Source organism: Nocardioides sp. ChNu-153 (genome assembly GCF_030466625.1).
Taxonomy (GTDB): domain Bacteria; phylum Actinomycetota; class Actinomycetes; order Propionibacteriales; family Nocardioidaceae; genus Nocardioides.
This window is the reverse complement of record NZ_JADEVT010000002.1, coordinates 72,986-93,668: the sequence shown is the minus strand read 5'-3', so window position 1 is coordinate 93,668 and position 20,683 is coordinate 72,986. Positions and strand designations below refer to the sequence as shown.

The 20,683-nt window shown below is 74.5% G+C and carries 24 protein-coding genes; 8 read left to right on the top strand and 16 right to left on the bottom strand.

The window, feature by feature from the left end; all coding sequences use genetic code 11:
- Window positions 1-139: 139 nt before the first annotated feature.
- Genes INN71_RS04320 through INN71_RS04310 form a run of 3 tightly spaced genes read right to left on the bottom strand, consistent with a single transcriptional unit; the run spans window position 140 to window position 2,739 of the window.
- Window positions 140-370: a hypothetical protein gene (locus INN71_RS04320; protein WP_277498412.1), complete on the bottom strand. Its 231-nt coding sequence runs from the start codon at window positions 368-370 to the stop codon at window positions 140-142.
- 11 nt (window positions 371-381) lie between these two features.
- Window positions 382-1,584 carry an acyl-CoA desaturase gene (locus tag INN71_RS04315; RefSeq protein ID WP_277498411.1) on the bottom strand — a complete coding sequence of 401 codons (1,203 nt, stop codon included), beginning with the start codon at window positions 1,582-1,584 and terminating at the stop codon, window positions 382-384.
- 60 nt (window positions 1,585-1,644) lie between these two features.
- Window positions 1,645-2,739, bottom strand: a complete 1,095-nt coding sequence (locus tag INN71_RS04310) for a ferredoxin reductase (RefSeq protein ID WP_277498410.1) — start codon at window positions 2,737-2,739, stop codon at window positions 1,645-1,647.
- A 146-nt stretch (window positions 2,740-2,885) separates the two neighbouring features.
- Here INN71_RS04310 and INN71_RS04305 point away from each other — a divergent pair, with 146 nt between their 5' ends.
- Window positions 2,886-3,521 (top strand): TetR family transcriptional regulator, encoded by a 636-nt coding sequence (locus INN71_RS04305; protein WP_277498408.1) that lies wholly within the window; start codon window positions 2,886-2,888, stop codon window positions 3,519-3,521.
- 7 nt (window positions 3,522-3,528) lie between these two features.
- On the opposite strand, the gene INN71_RS04300 is transcribed toward INN71_RS04305, so the two are convergent.
- The 4 genes from INN71_RS04300 to INN71_RS04285 form a co-directional block, all read right to left on the bottom strand.
- Window positions 3,529-4,233: an SDR family oxidoreductase gene (locus tag INN71_RS04300; RefSeq protein ID WP_277498407.1), complete on the bottom strand. Its 705-nt coding sequence runs from the start codon at window positions 4,231-4,233 to the stop codon at window positions 3,529-3,531.
- Complete coding sequence (locus tag INN71_RS04295) at window positions 4,230-5,198, bottom strand: zinc-binding dehydrogenase (RefSeq protein ID WP_277498406.1); 969 nt, start codon at window positions 5,196-5,198, stop codon at window positions 4,230-4,232. Before INN71_RS04295 ends, INN71_RS04300 begins: the two co-directional genes overlap by 4 nt.
- Window positions 5,199-5,266: 68 nt before the next feature.
- Window positions 5,267-6,466 (bottom strand): NADP-dependent malic enzyme, encoded by a 1,200-nt coding sequence (locus INN71_RS04290; protein WP_277498405.1) that lies wholly within the window; start codon window positions 6,464-6,466, stop codon window positions 5,267-5,269.
- Between the two features lie 93 nt (window positions 6,467-6,559).
- The gene (locus INN71_RS04285) at window positions 6,560-6,946 is read right to left on the bottom strand and encodes a S24/S26 family peptidase (protein WP_277498404.1); all 387 of its coding nucleotides are present in this window, start codon (window positions 6,944-6,946) and stop codon (window positions 6,560-6,562) included.
- A gap of 73 nt (window positions 6,947-7,019) precedes the next feature.
- On the opposite strand from INN71_RS04285, the gene sodN reads away from it, so the two are divergent.
- On the top strand, window positions 7,020-7,421 hold the full coding sequence (gene sodN / locus INN71_RS04280) for a superoxide dismutase, Ni (RefSeq protein WP_277498403.1): 402 nt from the start codon (window positions 7,020-7,022) through the stop codon (window positions 7,419-7,421).
- An 80-nt stretch (window positions 7,422-7,501) separates the two neighbouring features.
- Here the strand turns inward: sodN and INN71_RS04275 are convergent, their stop codons facing one another.
- Complete coding sequence (locus tag INN71_RS04275) at window positions 7,502-7,900, bottom strand: hypothetical protein (RefSeq protein WP_277498402.1); 399 nt, start codon at window positions 7,898-7,900, stop codon at window positions 7,502-7,504.
- A gap of 109 nt (window positions 7,901-8,009) precedes the next feature.
- Here INN71_RS04275 and INN71_RS18105 point away from each other — a divergent pair, with 109 nt between their 5' ends.
- Together INN71_RS18105 and INN71_RS04265 are read left to right on the top strand one after the other, a co-directional pair.
- The gene (locus INN71_RS18105) at window positions 8,010-8,417 is read left to right on the top strand and encodes an anti-sigma factor (protein ID WP_277498401.1); all 408 of its coding nucleotides are present in this window, start codon (window positions 8,010-8,012) and stop codon (window positions 8,415-8,417) included.
- Window position 8,418: 1 nt separating this feature from the next.
- Window positions 8,419-9,297, top strand: a complete 879-nt coding sequence (locus INN71_RS04265) for an RNA polymerase sigma factor SigF (RefSeq protein WP_277498400.1) — start codon at window positions 8,419-8,421, stop codon at window positions 9,295-9,297.
- A 12-nt stretch (window positions 9,298-9,309) separates the two neighbouring features.
- Here the strand turns inward: INN71_RS04265 and INN71_RS04260 are convergent, their stop codons facing one another.
- Complete coding sequence (locus INN71_RS04260; RefSeq protein WP_277498399.1) at window positions 9,310-9,744, bottom strand: hypothetical protein; 435 nt, start codon at window positions 9,742-9,744, stop codon at window positions 9,310-9,312.
- 203 nt (window positions 9,745-9,947) lie between these two features.
- Here INN71_RS04260 and INN71_RS04255 point away from each other — a divergent pair, with 203 nt between their 5' ends.
- Window positions 9,948-10,199 carry a WhiB family transcriptional regulator gene (locus INN71_RS04255; RefSeq protein WP_277498398.1) on the top strand — a complete coding sequence of 84 codons (252 nt, stop codon included), beginning with the start codon at window positions 9,948-9,950 and terminating at the stop codon, window positions 10,197-10,199.
- A 111-nt stretch (window positions 10,200-10,310) separates the two neighbouring features.
- Here the strand turns inward: INN71_RS04255 and INN71_RS04250 are convergent, their stop codons facing one another.
- On the bottom strand, window positions 10,311-11,780 hold the full coding sequence (locus INN71_RS04250) for a histidine kinase N-terminal domain-containing protein (protein ID WP_346812811.1): 1,470 nt from the start codon (window positions 11,778-11,780) through the stop codon (window positions 10,311-10,313).
- A gap of 74 nt (window positions 11,781-11,854) precedes the next feature.
- On the opposite strand from INN71_RS04250, the gene INN71_RS04245 reads away from it, so the two are divergent.
- The 3 genes from INN71_RS04245 to INN71_RS04235 are packed head-to-tail and all read left to right on the top strand — an operon-like array spanning window position 11,855 to window position 14,952.
- A complete protein-coding gene (locus INN71_RS04245) occupies window positions 11,855-12,694 on the top strand; it encodes a DUF2785 domain-containing protein (RefSeq protein WP_277498396.1) in 840 nt (279 codons plus the stop codon).
- A 58-nt stretch (window positions 12,695-12,752) separates the two neighbouring features.
- Window positions 12,753-14,438, top strand: coding sequence for an acetolactate synthase (locus INN71_RS04240; protein ID WP_277498394.1), 1,686 nt, complete (start codon window positions 12,753-12,755; stop codon window positions 14,436-14,438).
- A 7-nt stretch (window positions 14,439-14,445) separates the two neighbouring features.
- Window positions 14,446-14,952, top strand: a complete 507-nt coding sequence (locus INN71_RS04235; RefSeq protein WP_277498393.1) for a GNAT family N-acetyltransferase — start codon at window positions 14,446-14,448, stop codon at window positions 14,950-14,952.
- A gap of 107 nt (window positions 14,953-15,059) precedes the next feature.
- Here the strand turns inward: INN71_RS04235 and INN71_RS04230 are convergent, their stop codons facing one another.
- The 6 genes from INN71_RS04230 to INN71_RS04205 form a co-directional block, all read right to left on the bottom strand.
- Entirely contained in the window at window positions 15,060-16,256 is a 1,197-nt protein-coding gene (locus INN71_RS04230) for a hypothetical protein (protein WP_277498392.1), read from the bottom strand.
- Window positions 16,257-16,272: 16 nt separating this feature from the next.
- Window positions 16,273-17,424, bottom strand: a complete 1,152-nt coding sequence (locus INN71_RS04225) for a PASTA domain-containing protein (protein ID WP_277498391.1) — start codon at window positions 17,422-17,424, stop codon at window positions 16,273-16,275.
- A complete protein-coding gene (locus INN71_RS04220; RefSeq protein WP_277498390.1) occupies window positions 17,421-18,440 on the bottom strand; it encodes a hypothetical protein in 1,020 nt (339 codons plus the stop codon). Before INN71_RS04220 ends, INN71_RS04225 begins: the two co-directional genes overlap by 4 nt.
- A 122-nt stretch (window positions 18,441-18,562) precedes the next feature.
- The gene (locus tag INN71_RS04215) at window positions 18,563-19,426 is read right to left on the bottom strand and encodes a PASTA domain-containing protein (protein WP_277498388.1); all 864 of its coding nucleotides are present in this window, start codon (window positions 19,424-19,426) and stop codon (window positions 18,563-18,565) included.
- The gene (locus INN71_RS04210; RefSeq protein WP_277498387.1) at window positions 19,423-19,959 is read right to left on the bottom strand and encodes a SigE family RNA polymerase sigma factor; all 537 of its coding nucleotides are present in this window, start codon (window positions 19,957-19,959) and stop codon (window positions 19,423-19,425) included. Before INN71_RS04210 ends, INN71_RS04215 begins: the two co-directional genes overlap by 4 nt.
- Window positions 19,960-20,075: 116 nt before the next feature.
- The gene (locus tag INN71_RS04205) at window positions 20,076-20,510 is read right to left on the bottom strand and encodes a thioesterase family protein (protein ID WP_277498386.1); all 435 of its coding nucleotides are present in this window, start codon (window positions 20,508-20,510) and stop codon (window positions 20,076-20,078) included.
- Between the last annotated feature and the right edge of the window lie 173 nt (window positions 20,511-20,683).

Sequence of the window (20,683 nt, the reverse complement as noted above, 5' to 3'; positions counted from 1 at the left end):
GACCCCGCCGCTCGCGCACGACCCGGTGATCGCTACCCCGCCGAGCGGTCCCCGAACCCTCCCACGCCGCGCCCGCCGGGCCGCGGCCGCACGACGGCCCGGACCCCGCGGGGTCCGGGCCGTCGGGTGCGGCGGACGGTCAGTCCTTGCGCGGCTCCAGCTCGGCGGCCGCCCTGCGGGCTGCGTCGCGGAGCTCGAAGACCTCCGTGGCGCCGTCGCCGACCGCGTCCGCGACCTGGCGGACCGCACCGGTCACGATCGTGACCACGCGCCCCACCGTCGTCGCCGCGATGCCGACGGTCGCCTGCGCGACGTCCTTCGCGATCTCGGCCCTGCTGAGCTGGTCGTCGCCGACGCGGTCGTCACCCATGCCGGTCAGTCTCAGGCAGCCTCGGCCACGACGGCAACCGGCGGCTTCCCCTTGCCCAGCAGAGCGCGGACCAGGCCGACGCCCGGGACCTGCGCGACGTCGTCCGGCAGGGCGAAGCGGCAGATCTTCTTCGCCACGCTGAACAGCTGGTGGCCGAGCGGGCCGGTGTTGTACTGCAGGCCGTAGCGCTCGCAGATCTCGCGCACCTCGTCGGCGACCTCGGGGTAGCGGCGCGCCGGGAGGTCGGGGAAGAGGTGGTGCTCGATCTGGTGGGACAGGTTGCCGCTCATCACGTGGAAGAGCTTGCCGCCCGTGATGTTCGCCGAGCCGAGCAGCTGGCGCAGGTACCACTGGCCCCGCGACTCGTCCTCGGTCTCCTCCACGGAGAACGAGGCCACGCCGGCCGGGAAGTGGCCGCAGAAGATGATGTTGAACGCCCAGATGTTGCGGATCAGGTTGGCCGTCGCGTTGCCCGCCAGCGTGAGCGGGAACAGCGGACCGGTGAGCGCCGGGAAGAGCACGTAGTCCTTGAGCGCCTGGCGCTTGACCTTGCGCATGATCCCGCGGTGCAGGGCGGCGTTCTCCGACATCTTCCGCTTGCCCGCGACGATGTTCTCGACCTCGAGGTCGTGCATCGCGACGCCCCACTCGAAGAACAGCATGAGCAGCAGCGCGTAGACCGGGTTGCCCAGGTAGTACGGGTGCCACTCCTGGTCGGCGTCCATCCGCAGGATGCCGTACCCGACGTCGCGGTCCTTACCGACGATGTTGGTGAACGTGTGGTGGATGTAGTTGTGCGAGTACTTCCACTGCTCGCTGGGGCACACGTTGTCCCACTCGAACATGCGCGAGTTCAGGGCGGGGTCGCCCATCCAGTCGTACTGCCCGTGCATGACGTTGTGCCCGATCTCCATGTTGTCGAGGATCTTGGAGATCGAGAGCGCCGCGACGGCCAGCGGCCACGCCGGCGGGAGGTAGAACAGGGCGCGACCGGCGACCTCGAACCCGCGCTGGGCCTTCAGCACCTTGCGGATGTAGTCGGCGTCGGCCTCGCCGAGGTCGGCGATGATGCGCTGGCGGATGGCGTCCATCTCGGCGCCGAACGCCTCGAGCTGGGACGGCGTGAGCGGCAGGTTGGCGCTGATGGGCTGCTCGTCGGGCTGCGGCGCGGGGGCCGGCTCGCGGACGGGCTGCTCCGTGGTCAGGGCGGACATGGGTTCCTCCTTCGTCGGGTACGACGGGTGGTCGCCGGGTGGTCGGGGACGGTCAGGTGGTCAGAGGTCGACGGCGCAGTCGCCGACCGGGGCGGACACGCAGACGCGGATGTCCTCGTCGGGCAGGGACGACTCCTCGCCGGTGAGCACGTTGCGCACGGTGCCCTCGGTCTTGCGGGCCGTGCAGGAGAAGCAGATGCCCATGCGGCAGCCGAACTCGGGCGTGAGACCGGCGGCCTCGGCCTGCTCGAGCAGCGAGGCACCGGTGTTGGCGACCTGCTGGCCCGAGCGGGAGAAGACGACGTCGCCCTCGGCGTTGCCGGCCTTGACGACCGGCGCCTTGAAGCGCTCGGTGCGCAGGCGGGGCGACCCGTCGTACGCGAGCTCGACGCGCTCCATGAGGCCGGCGGGCCCGCAGACCCAGGTGTCGACCTCGCGGAAGTCCGGCACGAGGCGGGCCAGGTCGATGGCGCTGAACAGCGGGTCGCCGGCGGACTCGTGCCGCAGGACGACGCGGACGCCGTTGTCGGCCGCAGCGATCTCGGCCAGCTCCGTGGCGAAGATCTGGTCCTCCGGGCCGCGGGCGTAGTGCAGGAACGTCACCTTGCGGCCGGCGTGCCCGTCGTACCCGTCCCGCAGGAGGGTGCGCACCATCGACATGGCGGGCGTGATGCCGGAGCCGCCCGTGATGAAGAGCAGGTGGTTGTTGGTCGGCGTCGCCGGGCTCTCGTTCAGGGTGAAGTCGCCCTGCGCCTGCGAGAGGTGCACCACGAAGCCCGGGCGGGCCTGCTCGACGAGCCACTTCGACACGAGGCCCTCGGAGTGCGCGCGGACGGTGAGGGTGAAGCGCTCCCCCGGCTGCGACGCCGCGGAGGAGATGGTGAAGCACCGCGTGGTGCGCCGGGCGCCGGGGACCTCCACGCCCACCTGGACGTACTGCCCCGCGCGGTGACCGCGCCAGGTCGACGTGGGCTGCAGCGTGACGGTGGCGACCGGGTGCTCGCCGCTCGTCTCGCGCTCCACGCTCACGACACGGGCCCGCACCTCGCGGGCCGCCCACATCGGGTTCACGAGCTCGAGGTAGCGGTCGACCCCGTGGGGGGAGGTCAGCGCCGCCAGCGTCCGCGACGCGAGGAGGGTGCTGGTGAGACCCATCGCTGCTCCTTCGGGTGGCCGTGCCCACCCGTTCGGTGAACACCTGTGCACTCACAACGATGCACTCGGCCCCGGGACACGGTCAAGGAGCCGTGGGCGAGGCCACACCGTGCCGGCCCCGGACCGGTCGTGGGACGATGGCGGGCGTGACCACCCCAGGTGACCCGGCGCTGACGCGCGTCGAGCGCAAGGAGCTGACGCGCCAGTCGATCCTCGACGCCGCGCTCGGCCTCTCCGCGACGGGGGGCCTGTCCGCGCTGTCGTTGCGGCAGGTCGCGAAGGAGGTCGGCATCGTGCCGACGGCGTTCTACCGCCACTTCTCCTCGATCGAGGAGCTCGGGCTGGCCCTCGTCGACGACGCGTTCGTCTCCCTGCGGGCGATGCTCCGCGACGTGCGCAGCCCGGACCCCACGTTCCGCGACATCATCGACAGCTCGGTGCGGGTGCTGACGGAGCACGTGCGCGCCCAGCACGAGCACTTCTCCTTCATCGCGCGCGAGCGCTTCGCAGGGCCGCCCGCCGTGCGCGCCGCGATCCGGCACGAGATCGAGCTCTGCGAGCGCGAGCTGGCAACCGACCTGGCGCGCCTGCCCGGCACCGACGCGTGGTCCGGCGACGACCTGACGGTGCTCGCCAACCTCATCGTGAACGCCGTCGTGGCGACGGCGGAGGACCTGCTCGTCGCCGCCGGTCGACGCTCGACGGAGGAGGCGGTGGCCCACCGGGCCCGCCTGCAGCTGCGCATGATGATCATCGGCGCCCTCAACTGGCGCTCGGACTGACCGCTGCTCAGCGCGGGCCGGGGCGCAGGACGACCTCGGGGACCGTCGCGTCGCGCGGCAGGTCGACGCACGCCAGCACGGCCTCGGCGACGGTGGCGGGGTCGATGAACCGCTCCGCCTCGTAGGCGGCGCCCTCCTGCGCGTGCACCGCCTCCTGCATCGGGGTGGCCGTGCGCCCGGGATAGACGGTGGACACGCGTACACCGTGCGGTGCCTCCTCCTCGCGCAGCGCGTCGGCGAAGCCGCGCAGGCCGAACTTCGAGGCGGCGTACGACGACCACCCGGCGTGGGCGGTGCGTCCGGCGCCGGAGTTGACGAGGACGACCGTCCCGCGCGCGGCGCGCAGCGCCGGGAGGAGGGTGCGGGTCAGCAGCGCCGGGGCCGTCAGGTTCACGGCCAGCGTCTCCTGCCACGACCCGACGTCGAGCCCGGCGACCGGGCCGAGGTCGACGACGCCGGCGACGTGCAGCAGCGCGTCGACGCGGTCCACGTCGGCCGGCGGCGTCCAGGCCGCCACCGCGGCCGGGTCGGCGAGGTCGAGCAGCTCGACGACCGCGCCGTCGTACGCCGCGCGCAGCGCCGCCGCCCGCTCCTCGCTGCGGGCCAGCAGCACGAGCCGGTCGCCACGCGCGTGCAGCCGCTCGGCGGCCGCGCGCCCGATGCCCGAGCCGGCGCCGGTGACGACGTGGGTCCGGACGCGGTCCGCGCTCACCGGGTCAGCACGACCTTCCCGAAGACGTCGCCCCCGGCCATGGCCGCGAAGCCCTCGCGGGCCTCCGTCATGGGCAGCACGCGGTCGAGCAGCGGGCGGGTGCCGGTGGCGTCGAGCATGGTGACGAGGGAGGCCAGCTCGGCCCGCGTGCCCATCGTCGAGCCGACGACCTGCAGCTGCAGGAAGAAGATGCGGGTCAGCTCCGCGTCGTCGAGCTGCGGACCCGAGGTCGTGCCGGAGATGACGATCTTGCCGCCGGGGCGCAGCGAGCGGATCGAGTGCGACCACGTGGCCCGCCCGACCGTCTCCATGACGGCGTCGACCTTGACCGGCAGCCGGGCGCCGCTCTCGAACACGTCGTGGGCGCCGATCTCGAGCGCACGCGCGCGCTTGGCCTCGTCGCGGCTCGTGGCCAGCACCTTGAGCCCGGCCGCCCGGCCGAGGGTGATGAGCGCGGTGGCGACGCCGCCGCCGGCGCCCTGCACCAGGACGGTGTCACCGGCCTTGAGGCCGCCCTGGGTGAAGAGCATCCGGTACGCCGTGAGCCACGCCGTCGGCAGGCAGGCGGCCTCCTCGAACGACAGCGACGCCGGCTTCGGAACCACGTTGCCGCGCGGCACGACCACCTTGTCGGCGAACGTGCCCTGGTGGCGCTCCGAGAGCAGCGACCGCCGGGGGTCGAGCGTCTCGTCGCCGCGCCACGACGGGTCGGAGATCACCGCGTGCACGACGACCTCGTTGCCGTCCTCGTCGAGGCCCGCGGCGTCGCAGCCGAGGATCATCGGCAGGGACTCCTGCTTCAGCCCCACCCCGCGCAGCGACCACAGGTCGTGGTGGTTGAGCGAGGCGGCGCGCACGGTGACCGTGGTCCAGCCGTCGGGGGCGACGGGGTCGGGGCGCTCCCCGACCACGAGGCCCGACAGCGGGTCGTCGGAGGAGAACTCGGCGGCGTAGACGGCGAACATGGTGGCGACCCTAGCGGCGGCGACCAGGCGTCGCGACGGGTCTCAGAGCCGGGTCTCAGAGCCGGGTCTCAGCGCCGGGCGACGCCGTCGCGGCGCGCGGCCTCGGCGACGGCGGAGGCGACCGCCGGTGCGACGCGCGGGTCGAACGGCGACGGGATGATGTGGTCCTCGGCCAGGTCGTCCCCGACGAGGTCCGCGAGCGCCCCGGCGGCGGCGAGCTTCATGTTCTCGGTGATCGCCGTCGCGTGGGCGTCGAAGGCCCCGCGGAAGATGCCGGGGAACGCCAGCACGTTGTTGATCTGGTTGGGGAAGTCCGAGCGGCCGGTGGCGACGACCCGGGCGTGGCGGTGCGCCACCTCCGGCAGCACCTCCGGGGTGGGGTTCGCCAGCCCGAAGATGATGGCGTCGGCGGCCATGGTGGCCACGACCGCCTCGTCGACCGTGCCGCCCGAGACGCCGATGTAGACGTCGGCGCCGGCCATCGCGTCCGCCAGCGACCCGTTGCGCACCGACCGGGCGGCGGTGAGCCCGGCGAGGGCGCGCTTCACGTCGGTGAGGTCGTCGCGGTCCTCGGACACGATGCCCGTGCGGTCGGTGACGACGAGGTCCTCGATGCCCGCCTCGAGCAGGATCTTGGTGACCGCGACCCCGGCCGCGCCGGCGCCCGAGACGACGACCCGGGTCCCCGCGTGCCGACGGCCCGTGAGTCGCAGCGCGTTCTCCAGGGCCGCGAGCACGACGACGGCGGTGCCGTGCTGGTCGTCGTGGAAGACGGGGATGTCGAGGCGCTCCTTGAGCCGGTCCTCCACCTCGAAGCACCGCGGGGCGGAGATGTCCTCGAGGTTGATGCCGCCGAAGCTGGGGGCGAGGCGCACCACGGTCTCGACGAGCTCGTCCACGTCGGTCGTGTCGAGGCAGATCGGGACGCCGTCGACGCCGCCGAACTGCTTGAACAGCACGGCCTTGCCCTCCATGACCGGCATCGCCGCGGCCGGGCCGATGTCGCCGAGGCCGAGCACCGCCGTGCCGTCCGTGACGACCGCGACCGTGTTGGGCACCCACGTGTAGTGCTGGGTCAGACCGGGCTCGGCCGCGATGGCCTCGCACACCCGGGCGACGCCCGGCGTGTAGGCCAGCGACAGGTCCTCCCGCGTGCCCACGCCCACCGTCGCCGCTACCGCCATCTTGCCGCCGACGTGGAGGTCGAAGACGGGGTCACCCTCGAAGGGGTGCGCGGACGTGGACGGGGACGTGACGAGTGCAGACATGGCCAACTTCCAGGGGGATCCGGGGACCGGGTCAGTGTTCCACAGAGCGGTACTGCGTACCTGTGGCTCACGTCACGACGCGTGACGCTCGCCTCAGGGCGCGGGGCGGGTCGCCCGCCGCGGCGGCCACCAGCGCAACCGCACCACGCCGACCACGTCCCGGTCGGGCACGACGCCGCGGTGGCGCGAGTCCACCCCTCGCCCGGGGTCGTCGCTGAGCAGCCACCACCCCGGTACGCCGGCGCGATCGGCCCGCCGCTCCGCCGCGCGCTTCACCACCAGGGTGCCGTCCGGGAAGCGCGCGAGCACCACGTCCCCGGGGCGGGGGCGTGCGCCGTACCGGACGAGCAGGCGGTCGCCCGGTCGCAGGTGCGGACGCATCGAGTCGCCGCGCACCCGCGCGACGCCCCACGGCAGGAGGGGGCGGGCGGGCCCGGAGGTCACCGCCGCGCGCGGACCGCGCTCCGCCTCGTCACCCATGCGGAGTAGTGTCGCAAGCACGCCGCGGGCCCGGCCCGCGACCGTCATCGCCCAGCACACGAGAGGACCACGGATGTTCGCGCGACTGTTCGCACCGACCGTCGATGTCTCCGCCCACTGCGACCTCCCCTGCGGTGTCTACGACCCCGCCCAGGCCCGCATCGAGGCCGAGTCCATCAAGGCCATCATCGCCAAGGTCGCCGACAACGACGACCCCGACTTCCGCACGCGCGCCATCCTCATCAAGGAGCAGCGCGCGGAGCTGGTCAAGCACCACCTGTGGGTGCTGTGGACCGACTACTTCAAGCCCCCGCACTTCGAGAAGTACCCGCAGCTGCACCAGCTGGTGAACGAGGCGACGAAGCTCGCCGGTGCCGGCGGCGCCAAGGGCACCCTCGACGCCGAGGTCGCCGACCAGCTGCTCGCGAAGATCGACGAGATCGCCGCGATCTTCTGGGAGACCAAGAAGGCCTGACGCACCGCGTCGCAGCACCACCCGGAACGCCCCGACCTCCACGAGGTCGGGGCGTTCCGGCGTCTCGACGGAGTCGCGCGTCAGCGCAGCAGGTCGGCGTACGGCGCGAGCGGCACGACGCCCTCCGCCGCGGCGGCCAGGGCCGGGTCGTCGGTCACGAGCGCGTCGGCCTGCAGGGAGGCGACGGCGAGGTACTCGGCGTCGGCCGTGTCGTCCCACCCGTGCTGGAGGGCCAGCGACCAGGCGACCGCCCGCGAGACCCGGTCGCCCAGCAGCCGCACCTTCAACCCGGCGAGGGCCTCGAGGTCGCGGCGCCCGTCCCGCTCGGTCAGCGCCCCCGCGCGGACCTCGCGGTGCAGGAGCGCCAGTGCGTGGGAGCGCAGCACGGACGGACCGACCAGCTGGTGGCGCCCGGGCACCCACGTGTGGTCCCGCACGAGGCGCACGGCGGTCGCCGCGTCGATGGCGAAGCGCGTCATGGCCCCAGCATGCGCCGGCGCTTGCGGCGGGCACGAGCCCTGTCGCCGTTCGCGACCCCGACGCACTAGGGTCGGCCCGTCAGCGTCGCCACCCCGGAAGGACGTCCTCATGACCGTGCCCGGTGCGGCGCCCGCCCCCCACGGCCGCCCCGACGTGGAGCTGCGACTCCCCGCCGACGGCGCGTACGTGTCCGTCCTCCGCACGACGGCCGCCGGCCTGGCCGCGCGGCTCGACTTCACGATCGAGGCTATCGAGGACCTGCGCATCGCAGTCGGCGAGGCCACCGCGCTGGTGCTGCCCGAGGCCGACCCGGAGTCCGACCTGCACTGCGCGTTCCACTTCGGGCCGCGCTCGCTGACCCTCGAGGTGCGCGTCGAGACCTCCACCCCGACGGAGCCGAACTACGAGAGCTTCGCGTGGCAGGTGCTGACCACGCTCGCCGCCTCGGCGGAGGAGCTGACCGGCGACGGTTCGTTCGGCGTGCGGCTCACGATCGTCGCGGAGACCGAGCTCTGAGATGAGCGCCCAGGACCCCGACGTCGCGGGCGAGGGCCAGCCGGGAGCCGCGGTCGTGGCTGCCGGGCCCGACCTCGACCCCGTGCCCGCCCGCGAGCCCGACGCCCGCACCGTCGGCATCGAGCAGACGCGCCTGCGCAGCGCGGCCCTCTTCGCCGAGCTGCACGACGACCTCGCCTCGGACGCCGCCCGGCAGGGCGCCCGCGACGGGCTCGTCCACCTGCACCTGCCGCTCGTGGAGCACTGCGCCCGGCGCTTCCGCAACCGCGGCGAGCCGTTCGAGGACCTCGTGCAGGTCGGGACGATCGGGCTGCTGAAGTCCATCGACCGGTTCGACACCGACCGCGGCGTGGAGTTCTCGACGTACGCGACCCCGACGATCATCGGCGAGATCAAGCGGTACTTCCGCGACAAGGGCTGGGCGATCCGCGTCCCGCGGCGGCTGCAGGAGCTGCGGATGCAGATCACCGCGACGACCGCCGAGCTCACCCAGAAGCACGGCCGCTCCCCCACCGTCAGCGAGCTCGCCGCAGCGATCGGCTGCACGAGCGAGGAGATCGTGGAGGGGATGGAGTCGAGCAACGCCTACTCGACGCTGTCGCTCGACGCGACCGACAACAGCGACGACAGCACCACGACGATGCTCGACACCATCGGCGTCGACGACGAGGGGCTGCAGCACGTCGAGATCCGCGAGTCGCTCAAGCCGCTGCTCGACCAGCTGCCCGCGCGGGAGAAGAAGATACTGCTGCTGCGCTTCTTCAAGAACATGACGCAGTCGCAGATCGCCGCCGAGATCGGTGTCTCCCAGATGCACGTCTCGCGGCTGCTCGCCCGCACGCTCGACCAGCTGCGCGCCAGCCTCGCCGACGAGGTCTGAGACCGCGGGCGGTCAGGACACCCGGTCGGGCTCCTCGCCCGCGCCGCCGTCCGCGGCCATCAGCACCGCGGTGGTCGACGGCCACATGAGGAGCACGAGGGCGCTCAGGGCGCTCGCGGCCAGCGCGATCGCGACGGGCGTGGTCGGCGCGTCCCGCATGTTCCAGGCGATGCCGAGGTGTAGCAGCTGCGCGAGCACGAGGGGCGACCGCGCGGCGGAGCGGCGGCGCAGCAGGAGCACGGCCCCCGCGACGAGGCCCCCGCCGTACGCTCCCAGGAAGAGCGCGACGCCGACGGCCATGCCCTCGCGCTCCACGACGCCGTACCCCAGCTCGGTCAGCGCGAAGCCGAGCACGGCCAGGGCCGGCAGACCGACCAGGACGGCCCCGAGCCGCATCGCGAGGGGCAGCGGCCCGGAGGCACGGTCGTACGACGGGGAACCGGTCACCCGGCCAAGGCTAGATGACAGCGACGTAACGGCTGTGACACACCAGACGGCCCGAAGGGGTTGTGTCCGACCCCACCACGCGTCAGTGTTGAGGCCGTACGTGTTCAGCGCGCCCCACCGGGTCGACGACCACGGCGTTCAGTCTTCGAGCGGGTCCACCCCACCTGCTCCACCACCCGCGAACGAAAAGGACCCACCCGATCATGGATTGGCGTCACCGCTCTGCCTGTCTCGACGAGGACCCGGAGCTGTTCTTCCCGATCGGCAACACCGGTCCCGCGATCCTGCAGATCGAGGAGGCCAAGCAGGTGTGCCGCCGCTGCGACGTGCGCGAGCAGTGCCTCGCGTGGGCCCTCGAGGCCGGCCAGGACCACGGTGTGTGGGGTGGCCTCAGCGAGGACGAGCGGCGTGCGCTGAAGCGGCGCAACGCCCGCGCCCGCGTGCGCGCCGTCTGAGCGACGCACCCCGGCGCCCGGGTGGCGCCCCCACGACGACGACCCGTCGGCCAGCGGCCGGCGGGTCGAACCGTTCCCGGGCCCCCGCCCGCGTGGACGCCCGCCCGCGGCTCACTCCAGCGGCACGTCGACGACGAACCGCGAGCCCGGCAGGTCGCCGCGACCGCCCAGCTCGAGGGTGCCGCCCAGCTCCGACTCGACGAGCGTGCGCACGATCGTGAGCCCCAGCCCGCTGCCCGACGCGAGGTCGAAGTCGGGCGGCAGGCCGCGCCCGTCGTCCTCGACGACCACCCGCAACGCACCCTCGGTACGACGCGCCTCGGTCGTCACGACCCCGGTCGCGTCCGGGTCGTGCAGCGCGCCGAACCCGTGCTCCACCGCGTTCTGCAGCAGCTCGGTGACCACCATCGCCAGCGGGGTCGCGACCTCGGAGGGGATCACGCCGTGCTCCCCCGACGCCTCGACGCGGATGCGGTCGCCGGCGACGCTGACGTCGGTCACCATGCGCACCAGACGCTCGACGACCTGGTCGAAGTCGACGTTCTCCTCGACGGCCTGGCTCAGCGTCTCGTGAACGATGGCGATCGACCCGACCCGCCGGACGGCCTCGCCGAGGGCGGCCCGGGCCGCGGGCTCGTCGATGCGCCGCGACTGCAGCCGCAGCAGCGCCGCGACCGTCTGCAGGTTGTTCTTCACCCGGTGGTGGATCTCGCGGATCGTCGCGTCCTTGGTGACGAGCTCGCGGTCGCGACGCCGCAGCTCGGAGACGTCGCGCAGCAGGATGAGCGCGCCGACGTGGTCGCCGTGGGGCCGCAGGGGGATCGCGCGCAGGATGACCGCGACCGAGTCGGTGGCCACCTCGGTGTCGCGGTGGGCCCGCCCGCCGAGCACGGCGCTCAGGGTCTCCTCGTCGGGGCGGCGGCGCGGCGGCACCAGGGCGCGGGTGACGTCGGCCAGGTTCACGCCCACCAGGTCGCCGCGGTGGCCGAGCCGTCGGAACACCGACAGGGCGTTCGGGCTGGCGTAGCGCACGGTGCCGTCGGCCTCGACCCGCACGAAGCCGTCGCCGACGCGCGGGGAGTCGGCGTCCGCGCTGCGCTGGCCGACGACGGGGAACTGCCCGCCGGCGATCATCCGGGTCAGGTCGGAGGCCGTCTCCAGGTAGGAGAGCTCGAGCCGCGACGGGGTCCGCACGCCCAGCAGGTTGGTGTTGCGCCCGACGATGGCGATGACGCGGCCGCCGCGCTGCACGGGGATGGTCTCGACCCGCACCGGCACGTCGTCGCGCCACTCCGGGTCGCCCTCGCGCAGCAGCTTGCGGTGGCGCAGGGCCCCGTCGAGCAGCGGGCGGCGCCCGACCTCGACGAACTCCCCCACGACGTCGTCGACCAGGGCCGTCGGCCCGGTGGTGGGACGCATCTGGGCCACCGCCCAGAACCCTTTGCCGTCGCGGTCGGGTAGCCACATCACGAGGTCGGCGAAGGACAGGTCGGCCACGATCTGCCAGTCCGACATCAGCAGCTGCAGCCACGCGAGGTCGTCCTCGTCGAGGTCCGTGTGGTCCCTGACCAGGTCGCTCATCCACGCCACCCGGCCAGCCTAGGACGCCCTCCCCCACCCCGCCGACCGGACGGTCCGGCTGGCAGGATGGACCCGTGGTCGGTTCGTACTGGAAGCAGGTGATCGACAGCGGTCTGGGCGTCCCCAGCGACCGCCCGCTCGCCGACCTGACGGCCGAGCTGACCGCGATGCTGGGGTCGACGGACCCCGCCGAGCGGGACCGCACGGCGTACCCGACGCTGGCGACCTGGATCGACCGCGGGGTGTACGACGACCTCCTCGCCGGTCTCGGCGACGGCATCGCCGCGGGCCTGGCCACCGGCCTCGGCGACGACGGCACCGACACCGTCTTCCGGCGCAGCTTCTCGGCGCTCCTGCTCGGCGAGTGCATCGCGCGCGACAGCCGCCGGGCGCTGGTGCCGGGCGGCAAGGTGCTCGACTGGGGCGACCGCATCGTGTCGTGGTACCTGCGGGAGCGCGACGACCGCGGCTTCGTCGACGGCAAGGGCTGGGCCCACGCCGTCGCGCACGGCGCGGACGCGATCGGCATGCTCGCCGACTCCCCCCACCTGGCGGCCCCCGAGCTGACCGTGCTCCTCGACGTGCTCGCCGACCGGGTGCTGATCCCCGGCCGCCTCCTGGTCTCCGGCGAGCCGGACCGCATCGCCGAGGCGACGCTGCGGGTGCTGCGGCGCAACGCGCTGCCGCTGAGCGTCGTCGAGCCGTGGGTGCGCCGCGTCGCCGCCCGCGCGACGGCGTACCCCAGCGAGACGCAGGACCCCTACCGCGTCACCGGCAACCCGGAGGCGTTCCTGCGGGCGCTCCACCTGCAGCTGGCGCTCGCGCCGGACCCGCCGCAGATGCGCCCCGACCTCCTGCTGGTGCTCGTCGACGCGCTGCGCCAGACGAACCCGGGCCTGCGCACCCGCCGCTGACGCGCCGGTAGGGACGAACGCCCCCACCGCACGGCGACCCGTGAGTAACGTGGCTCACATGACCGCCTCCGAGACCACCCCCTCCGTCGACGGCGCCGAGATCTCCGGGCACGCCGGTGAGCTGGCCGTCGCCGCCGCCCGCGCGCACGGCGTCGAGACGATGTTCACGCTGTCGGGGGCGCACGTGTTCCCCATGTACGACGGAGCGGTCAAGGCGACGCCGCCGATGCGGCTGCTCGACGTGCGGCACGAGCAGACGGCCGCCTTCGCGGCGGAGGCGACGGGCAAGCTGACCCGCACCCCGGGCCTGGCCGTCCTGACCGCCGGTCCGGGCGTCACCAACGGGCTCAGCGCGATCGCGCAGGCCCAGTTCGCCGGGTCGCCCATGGTCGTCGTCGGTGGCCGCGCCCCCGCCAACCGCTGGGGGTCGGGCAGCCTGCAGGAGCTCGACCAGCCGCCGATCATCGTCCCCGTCGCGAAGGACGCGCGCACGCTGCACACCGCCGGCGAGGTGCTCGGCGGGATGTCGACCGCGTTCGCCACGGCCGGGTCGTCGCACCGCGGTCCGGTGTTCGTCGACGTGCCGATGGACGAGTTCTTCGCGTCGGCCTCCGGTCCCGCGCCGACCGGCGCGCGGCCCGAGCCGGTCGAGCCCGACCCCGAGGCGGTCGTGACCCTGGCCCGCCTGCTCGCCGAGGCGGAGCGGCCCGTGCTGGTGCTCGGCACCGACGTGTGGGCCGACGGCGCGGAGGTCGCCGCGCTGCGCCTGGTGGAGGACGCTGGTCTCCCGGCCATCACCAACGGCATGGGCCGCGGTGTCGTGCCCGGCGGCCACCCGCTGCTGGTGACGAAGGCGCGCGGCGCGGCACTGGGTGGCGCGGACCTGGTCGTCGTGGTGGGCACGCCGCTCGACTTCCGTCTCGGGTACGGCGTGTTCGGCGGGAAGGACGGGGCGACCCCCGCCCGGGTCGTGCACGTGGCCGACTCCCCCGGTCAGCTCTCCGGGCACGCCGAGCTGGCGGGCTCGGTCGCCGGCGACCTGACGCGCGTGCTCGACGGCGTCCTCGTTGCGCTGCAGGGTCAGCCCCGCCGTCCCGACTGGGCGACGTGGGTGGCCCGGCTGCAGGAGACGGTCGCGGCGGCCGCCGCCCGGGATCGCGAGCTGCTGGGCGCCGAGGCCGACCCCATCCACCCGGCCCGCATCTACGGGGAGCTCGTGCCGCGGCTCGCCGACGACGCCGTCGTCATCGGCGACGGCGGCGACTTCGTGTCGTTCGCGGGCAAGTACGTCGAGCCGAAGCGCCCCGGCGGCTGGCTCGACCCGGGGCCGTACGGCTGCCTGGGCGCCGGGCTCGGCGCCGCCATCGCCGCGCGGATCGCCCGCCCCTCCGCGCAGGTCGTGCTGCTGCTCGGCGACGGCGCCGCGGGCTTCTCGCTCATGGACGTCGACACCCTGGTCCGCCACGACCTGCCGGTCGTCATGGTGATGGGCAACAACTCCGCGTGGGGGCTGGAGAAGGGCCCGATGCAGATGCTCTACGGGTACGACGTGGCCGCGGACCTCGCGCCCCGCACGGCGTACGACGAGGTCGTCCGCGCCCTCGGTGGCGCGGGCGAGACGGTCACCGACCCCCGCCAGATCGGAGCAGCGCTGGACCGGGCGTTCGCCGCGAACGTGCCCTACCTGGTCAACGTGATCACGGACGTCGACGCCGCCTACCCCCGCGCCACGTTCGGGATCTGAGCGAGCGGTGCGCACGGTCAGGATCCGGCCGGCCAGCCCGGCCGACCACGCCCGCGTCGGGGACCTGACGCTCTCGGCGTACCTCGCGGGCGGGTTCGTCGACGCGGGCGAGCCCTACGCGGCCCACCTGGGCGACACGGCGACCCGTGCGGCGGAGGCCGACGTGTGGGTCGCCGAGCTGCTCGAGGAGCGCACGGGCCCCCTGGTGGCGGGCACCGTGACGTGGTGCCCGACGGGGTCGCCGTGGCGCGAGATCGCCTCGGACGACGAGGGCGAGTTCCGGATGCTCGCCGTGGACCCGCACCTGCATCGGCGCGGCGTCGCACGGGCGCTGGTCGAGCACTGCGTCGACCTCGCCCGGGCGGAGGGCCGTCGCGGCCTGGCCCTGTCGTCGCTGCCGGCGCAGACCGCGGCCCACGGGCTCTACCTGTCCCTGGGGTTCGTGCGCGACCCCGACCGCGACTGGTCCGCCGCGCCGGGCGTCGACCTCATGGCGTTCGCGCTGCGGTTCTGAGGGGGCGGCACACGCCGGCCACGACCGGAGTGCGCAGGTTCAGCCCGGCGAGGGTGCCGTGACTGAACCTGCGCACTCCCGCGGTGCGACGACGGAGGCGCGGCCCGTCAGGGGTCGACCACCTCGACACGGATCTCGCCCACCTCGACCCGCTCGCCGTCTTGGTCGACGGTGAGCCGAAGCGTCGTCCGCCCCTCCCCGCGGACCTCCCACGCGAGCTCCACCCGGTCGCGGTACGTCGTGCGCTCACGCTCCTCGAGGGCGTCGCCGTCCACCTCGCCGGACAGGGTCTCCGCCACCGTCTCGCCGCTCCACGGCTCGGGCGCGGCCGTTACGGAGAGGACGTCGCCCCGCTGTAGGCGGACCGTCGTACCCAGCCGGACGTCGAGGGCGGGGACGGTGCGCGCCCGCGGGACGAAGACGACCGCGGACGAGCCGTCGATCTCGGCCATCGCGGTGGCGGGCTCGGGGTGCTCGTCCGGGTCGGTCGCCGGCAGCACGCGCACGAGGAGGTCGACGCGGTCGGCGGGCGTCCGTGCCGGGGCGTGCTCGAAGAGGATGACCGTGTCGCCGCGCGCCACCACGGACCCCACCCCTGGGCGGGCGACCGGCGGTGTGGAGACCGGCAGCGAGTGGACGTCGACCGCCACCTCCGGGCCACGGGCGCGCAGCCACGCGCCGTATGTCGTGGCACGCCCGCCCTCCGGCGGCTCCACCCAGTCCGCCGGCGGCAGTCCGACGGCGTCCTCGAGGTGGCGCACGGAGGCCACGATGCGCTCGACCTCCGCGGTGGCGGCTGAACGACCGCCGGCCGCGGCGACGGCGAGCCAGTCGGAGGACCCCTCCACCCACGCCGTCGTGCTGCACCGCACGTCGTCGCACTCGACCGGCGCCGCGCGGACCCGCTCGCCGACCGCGGCGGACCCGTCGGCCGCGGGCGGCTCGCCCCGGTGGAACCGCACTGCGGCCTCGTCGCCGTGGTCACCGGTGAAGGCGCAGCTGAGGCGTTGCGGGTCGGGGCCACCGAACACGCCAGGCGTCCGGCCCTCCGGCACGGGCCCCGCGCCGAGGAGCAGCGTGGCGTCGGTGGCGGCGGCGAGGCCCCACGAGTCGACCTCGCAGCCGTGCCCGGCCCGCAGGTCGTCGACGGGGATCTCGACGGCGAGGTCGTCGACGCCGACCAGGCGGGTCGTGGCCGGGGTGGTCGGCTGCCGTGCGTCGTCGCTCGAGCGCACGTCGTACGCCAGCACACCGCCCGCGCCCAGCACGAGCACGGCGGCCGCGGCCCACGCCCGGGTCCTCACTCCGTCACCACCGCGCTCACGGTCCCGAGCTCGTACGTCGCGTCGGCCGCCTCGATGGTGTGAACGTGGACGTGCCGGCGGCGACGGCGGCCCACTCGACCTGGCCGTCACCGTCGATCCCGTCGGGCGCCTGCTGGCGCAGAACCGTGCCCCGACTCGTCCCGGTCAGGGAGGCGACCACCGAGGGTCCGACGGGTTGGTGCGTGCCCGACGCATTGGCGCGCACGGTGTCGCCGACGCGGAGCTCGATCGTGGGGTCGAGGGCGAGGGCGACGCGGTCGAGGTGGGTGGAGCCGAACCCCGGTGGGCCCTCTCCGGGACCCGGGCCGGCCGAGATGGAGACGGAGACGCTGTCGGCGATCGTCACGGGGCGGACCGACCGCACGACCGTGACGGTGTCCCCGGGTCGGAGCACGGTGCCCGGGCTCGGCGACACGTCGAAGACGGCGTCCTCGGCGACGAACCGGGTCGCGTGGGGGACGTCGACCCACGTCACGTCGAGGCCCTCGTGGCGCGCGGCCGCTGCCAGGTCGATCGCACGTCCGGTCTGCTCCTCGATCACGCTCGGTACGACGGCGGCGTCCTCGGGCAGCGGGGCGAGGGTGCCGCCGACGTCCTCGACCCACCGGCGCGCCCCCTCCTCGCCCTCCCCGTCGACGTACGCCCTCACGGTGACGAGCAGGCCCGTCGCGGGCTCGAGCAGCTGCTGGGTGCAGGACGCCGCCTGCATGCCGTCGGCCGGTAGGCACCACAGGGTGGTGCGGTCGAAGGTGGTCCCCTCCATCTGGACATCGTCGACCGTCTCGAACGACTGCACGCCGTCGACCGTGGCGAGCTGCACCTCGCCGGTGGGCCACGGGCCGCCACTGCGACAGGTGAGGTCGGCGGCGTAGATGCCGGGCGAGGGTTCTGGGGCCCCCAGCAGGCTGTGGACGACCTGCGGCGTGCGGGCGCAGTCGACCTCGCCGGGCAGGACGACGGACCACCCGCCGATGCTGACGCGCGTCGCGTCGCCGGGGGTCGCTCCGACGGTGGTGGTGTCCGCCCCCGACCGAGTCTTTCCGGTCGACTCGGCACCGGTGCCCCTCACCGTGCACCCGAGAAGCAGCACCCCGACGAGCACGCCGGCAGCGAGCGAGCGCGGGCGCATCATCCGACGGCCGCTCACCCGACGACCTCGATCGTGATGGTGCCGATGGCCTGCGTCGTACCGCCCCCGCTGGCCGTCAGCGTCACCGTGCTGGATCCGAGCCCGACGGCCTCGAACGCCCCCGCCCAGGTGCCCTCTGTCACGCGTCGGGCCGCGCCGCCGTCCAGGTGCGCCTCGACCACGACACCGTCGCCCTGAGGCGTGCCCCGGGCGTCGCCGTCCACCTGGTCGACGACGAGGAGGTCCCCGACGCGGAGTCGGATCGCGGCGCCCTGTCGCACGGTGGCGTCGACGAGCTCGCCCGTCGGCGAGCCGGCGGGGCGCGTGTAGCGCCCGGTGATCTCGACGGTCTCCGCGGGGCCACGCGGAGCGGCGGCGACCTCGACCTGCACCGAGGATCCCCGGCGCAGCACCGATCCCGGCTCGACCGAGGCCCCCAGCAGCTCGCCGCCGGTCGTCGGTACCACCCGCTCCTCGACCAGCTCGGGGGCGAGCCCGGCGGCGCGGAGGTTCTCGAGGTACGTCCGCGCGCGGTCGCCCTGGTCGGCGCCGTAGACGATCTCCAGGGTCGGCACGACGGCCTCCTCGGCGTGGCGTGGCCGGGCACCGGCGACCAGCTGCTCGACCGCTGCGCGGGAGGCGTCGACGTCCCGCATCGACGACGACACGAGCGCGCTCGATCCGGTCGCGTCGCTGACGGTCGCCGAGCAGAGGGGCAGCGTCTCCAGGGCGCCCGGCCCGCGCCAGACCTCGTACTCCTCGCAGGTGACCGGGGAACGGTGGAGCCCGTCGCGGCCCGGGTCCGGCCCTCCCGCTCCGCCTGCCGTCGGGTCCTGCCCGTAGCGCCCGTCGGACAGCTCCACCGTCGTGATGTCCGCCGGACGTTGCACGAGCATGGCGCACGAGGCGCCCACCGGGTTCACGACCGTGTCCTCGATCGGCTGGGCGCAGTGCGCACCGTCGGTGCTCCACCCCTCCGGCACCGGCACGACGAGGTCGCCCACGCCCACCAGTCGCATGCCCGCGGGCGCCACGCCGGGCTCCGGTGCCGCCCCGGCCTGCGAGGCACTGCCGTCAGCCTCACCTGCGCCCGCCCCGCACCCGGCCGAGGTGAGGGCTGCCGCGAGGACGGCGAGCAGCGCCGTACGACGCCCTCTCACCGCGCGCGCCCGACGACGGTGACCGTTACGGTCGAGCCGAGGTCGACGATCGTCCCGGGCGCAGGACTCACGGCGAGCACGTCACCCGGCTCGCCCCGGCCCACCTCCTCGGCCAGCTCGACGTCGAGGCCGTAGGTCCGCAGCGCGGCGACGTACGGCGCCTCGCCCGCGACCGCGCTGGTGCTGAGGGGGCCCCAGGGGTGCAGCGGCGGGATGCCGGCGTGCGAGCGCAGCGTCCGCGCCTCGACGAGCGAGGTCGAGGTGTTCAACGGCGCGAACACCCCCAGCGCGTCGGCCGAGCCCGGGAGGGGAGCGTCGTACGGCGCGTACCCGCCCCTGGGCGCGATCCCACCCCTGGGGGTCGCAGGGAGCAGGTAGTCGCTCGAGTAGGGCACGGCGTCGCCGGACAGGAGACCGGGGGTCCCAGCGAGGTGGAAGTCCGCCGCCGACTCCGCTTCCTGGACCGTGGCCTGGCCGGCCTCGACACCCACGTCGCGCGGCACGACGACGGCCTGGTTCCCCACCGCCACCAGCTGGCTCCCCGGCGGCACGGCGAGCTCGGCGTCGGCCGCGGACGCCGCGAGCGGCGCCGGCGCCTGCCGGTCGGCCTCGAGCGAGGCGCCGAGCACGGTGACACCCCCGACCACGACGCTGGCGGCCGCGGCGACGAGGCCCGCGGCAGCCCCCGCCGCCCACACCCGGGTACGGCGACGCTCGCGGCCCGCGCGGGCGTGCAGGGCGGCGAGGGGCGGCGTACCGGCGTCGAGGTCGGCGACCGCCCCGTGCAGGAGCGTGACGACGAGCGTGACGTCGGGGTCGGGCCCGTCGGGCGGGGTCGTTCCGGACGGCTTCTCGGTCATCCCGCACCTCGCAGGGCCAGCAGGCTCGGGTCCGCCGCGAGCACCCGCAGGGCGCGCGACAGACGGCTCTTCACGGTGCCCGGGGCGACGCCGAGCGCCTCCGCGGTCTGTCGCTCGGTGAGGTGGGAGTAGTAGCGCAGCACCACCACGGTGCGCTGGTCGGTGCCCAGCTTCTCCAGCGCCCGCAGCACGGCGTCGCGGTCGTCGACCTCGTCGGCGGCATCCGTGTGCGCCACCTCGGGCAGGTGGTCGGTGGGGCGCTCGCCGTGCCAGCGCCGCCGGCGCGACGACACGAACGTGTTGACCAGCGCCTTGTGCACGTAGGCGTCCACGTCGTCCGCCGCCCGCACCCGGTCCCACCGCACGAGGCAGCGCACCAGGCAGCTCTGCACCACGTCCTCCGCCTCCTCACGGCCCGCCCCGAGCAGCACGGCCGCCCGCACCAGCCGCGTCCAGCGCAGCGCCACGTAGGCGTCGAAGTCGACGGGGACGTCCTGCGCCCCCTGCGCCCCCGGCTCCCCCGGCTCGTCCATGCTCCCGATCCTCGTCCCCCGTTGCCCCACGACGCAGGGCTTCGGGGGAGAGACGCGCCAGCCGGGGTCGGGGGTTCCGTCGGGTGTGCCGCGGGGTCGAGGTGGTCTGGACCGACCTAGCCGAGCCGCCCCATGAACCGCTCCTCGTCGACGACGACCCGCGTCACCTCGCCGGTGGCCACCACCTTGCCGAGCGCGTCCCCCCCGTCCGGTCCCGCGACGACCTCGCGGGCGGCCACGCTGAACCGCACCAGGCGCCCGTCGAGGTACGACTCCACGGCGTGCACCTCGACCCGACCCCCGACCACAGTGGCCGAGCGGTGCTCCAGCTCGACGCGCGTGCCCACGCTCGTGGCGCCCTCCGCCATGCCCGGGGCCAGCGCCGCGACCGTCGCCGCCTCGCACCAGGCCAGCAGGCGCGGCGTGCCGAGCACGGGCAGGCTCCCCGAGCCCACCGCCACCGCCGTGTCGTCGTCGGTGACCTCGAAGCGCAGCCGGGCCTCGGCCGGCGTCGCGTCGGCGTCGTCGGTCGCGTCGGTGGAGGGAGTCATGGGTCACATCCTGCCCGGACGCACGGACCCTCCGAAATGCAACGCACCCCCGCACCGAGGTGCGGGGGTGGCGTGGGGTCAACGCTCAGGCGTTGGGGCGCTTGCCGTGGTTCGCGCCCTTCTTCTTGCGAGCGCGACGCTTGCGTCCGGTCTTGCCCATGGGTGCCTCCTCG

Coding starts and splice junctions, on each gene's coding strand:
- INN71_RS04265 (WP_277498400.1), top strand. CDS start 8,419: ATGAGCGCCCAGGACCCCGACGTCGCGGGCGAGGGCCAGCCGGGAGCC.
- sodN (WP_277498403.1), top strand. CDS start 7,020: ATGTTCGCGCGACTGTTCGCACCGACCGTCGATGTCTCCGCCCACTGC.
- INN71_RS04275 (WP_277498402.1), bottom strand. CDS start 7,900: ATGACGCGCTTCGCCATCGACGCGGCGACCGCCGTGCGCCTCGTGCGG.
- INN71_RS04315 (WP_277498411.1), bottom strand. CDS start 1,584: ATGTCCGCCCTGACCACGGAGCAGCCCGTCCGCGAGCCGGCCCCCGCG.
- INN71_RS04240 (WP_277498394.1), top strand. CDS start 12,753: ATGACCGCCTCCGAGACCACCCCCTCCGTCGACGGCGCCGAGATCTCC.
- INN71_RS04255 (WP_277498398.1), top strand. CDS start 9,948: ATGGATTGGCGTCACCGCTCTGCCTGTCTCGACGAGGACCCGGAGCTG.
- INN71_RS04290 (WP_277498405.1), bottom strand. CDS start 6,466: ATGTCTGCACTCGTCACGTCCCCGTCCACGTCCGCGCACCCCTTCGAG.
- INN71_RS04285 (WP_277498404.1), bottom strand. CDS start 6,946: ATGGGTGACGAGGCGGAGCGCGGTCCGCGCGCGGCGGTGACCTCCGGG.
- INN71_RS04310 (WP_277498410.1), bottom strand. CDS start 2,739: ATGGGTCTCACCAGCACCCTCCTCGCGTCGCGGACGCTGGCGGCGCTG.
- INN71_RS04295 (WP_277498406.1), bottom strand. CDS start 5,198: ATGTTCGCCGTCTACGCCGCCGAGTTCTCCTCCGACGACCCGCTGTCG.
- INN71_RS04320 (WP_277498412.1), bottom strand. CDS start 370: ATGGGTGACGACCGCGTCGGCGACGACCAGCTCAGCAGGGCCGAGATC.
- INN71_RS04215 (WP_277498388.1), bottom strand. CDS start 19,426: ATGACCGAGAAGCCGTCCGGAACGACCCCGCCCGACGGGCCCGACCCC.
- INN71_RS04210 (WP_277498387.1), bottom strand. CDS start 19,959: ATGGACGAGCCGGGGGAGCCGGGGGCGCAGGGGGCGCAGGACGTCCCC.
- INN71_RS04205 (WP_277498386.1), bottom strand. CDS start 20,510: ATGACTCCCTCCACCGACGCGACCGACGACGCCGACGCGACGCCGGCC.
- INN71_RS04250 (WP_346812811.1), bottom strand. CDS start 11,780: ATGAGCGACCTGGTCAGGGACCACACGGACCTCGACGAGGACGACCTC.
- INN71_RS18105 (WP_277498401.1), top strand. CDS start 8,010: ATGACCGTGCCCGGTGCGGCGCCCGCCCCCCACGGCCGCCCCGACGTG.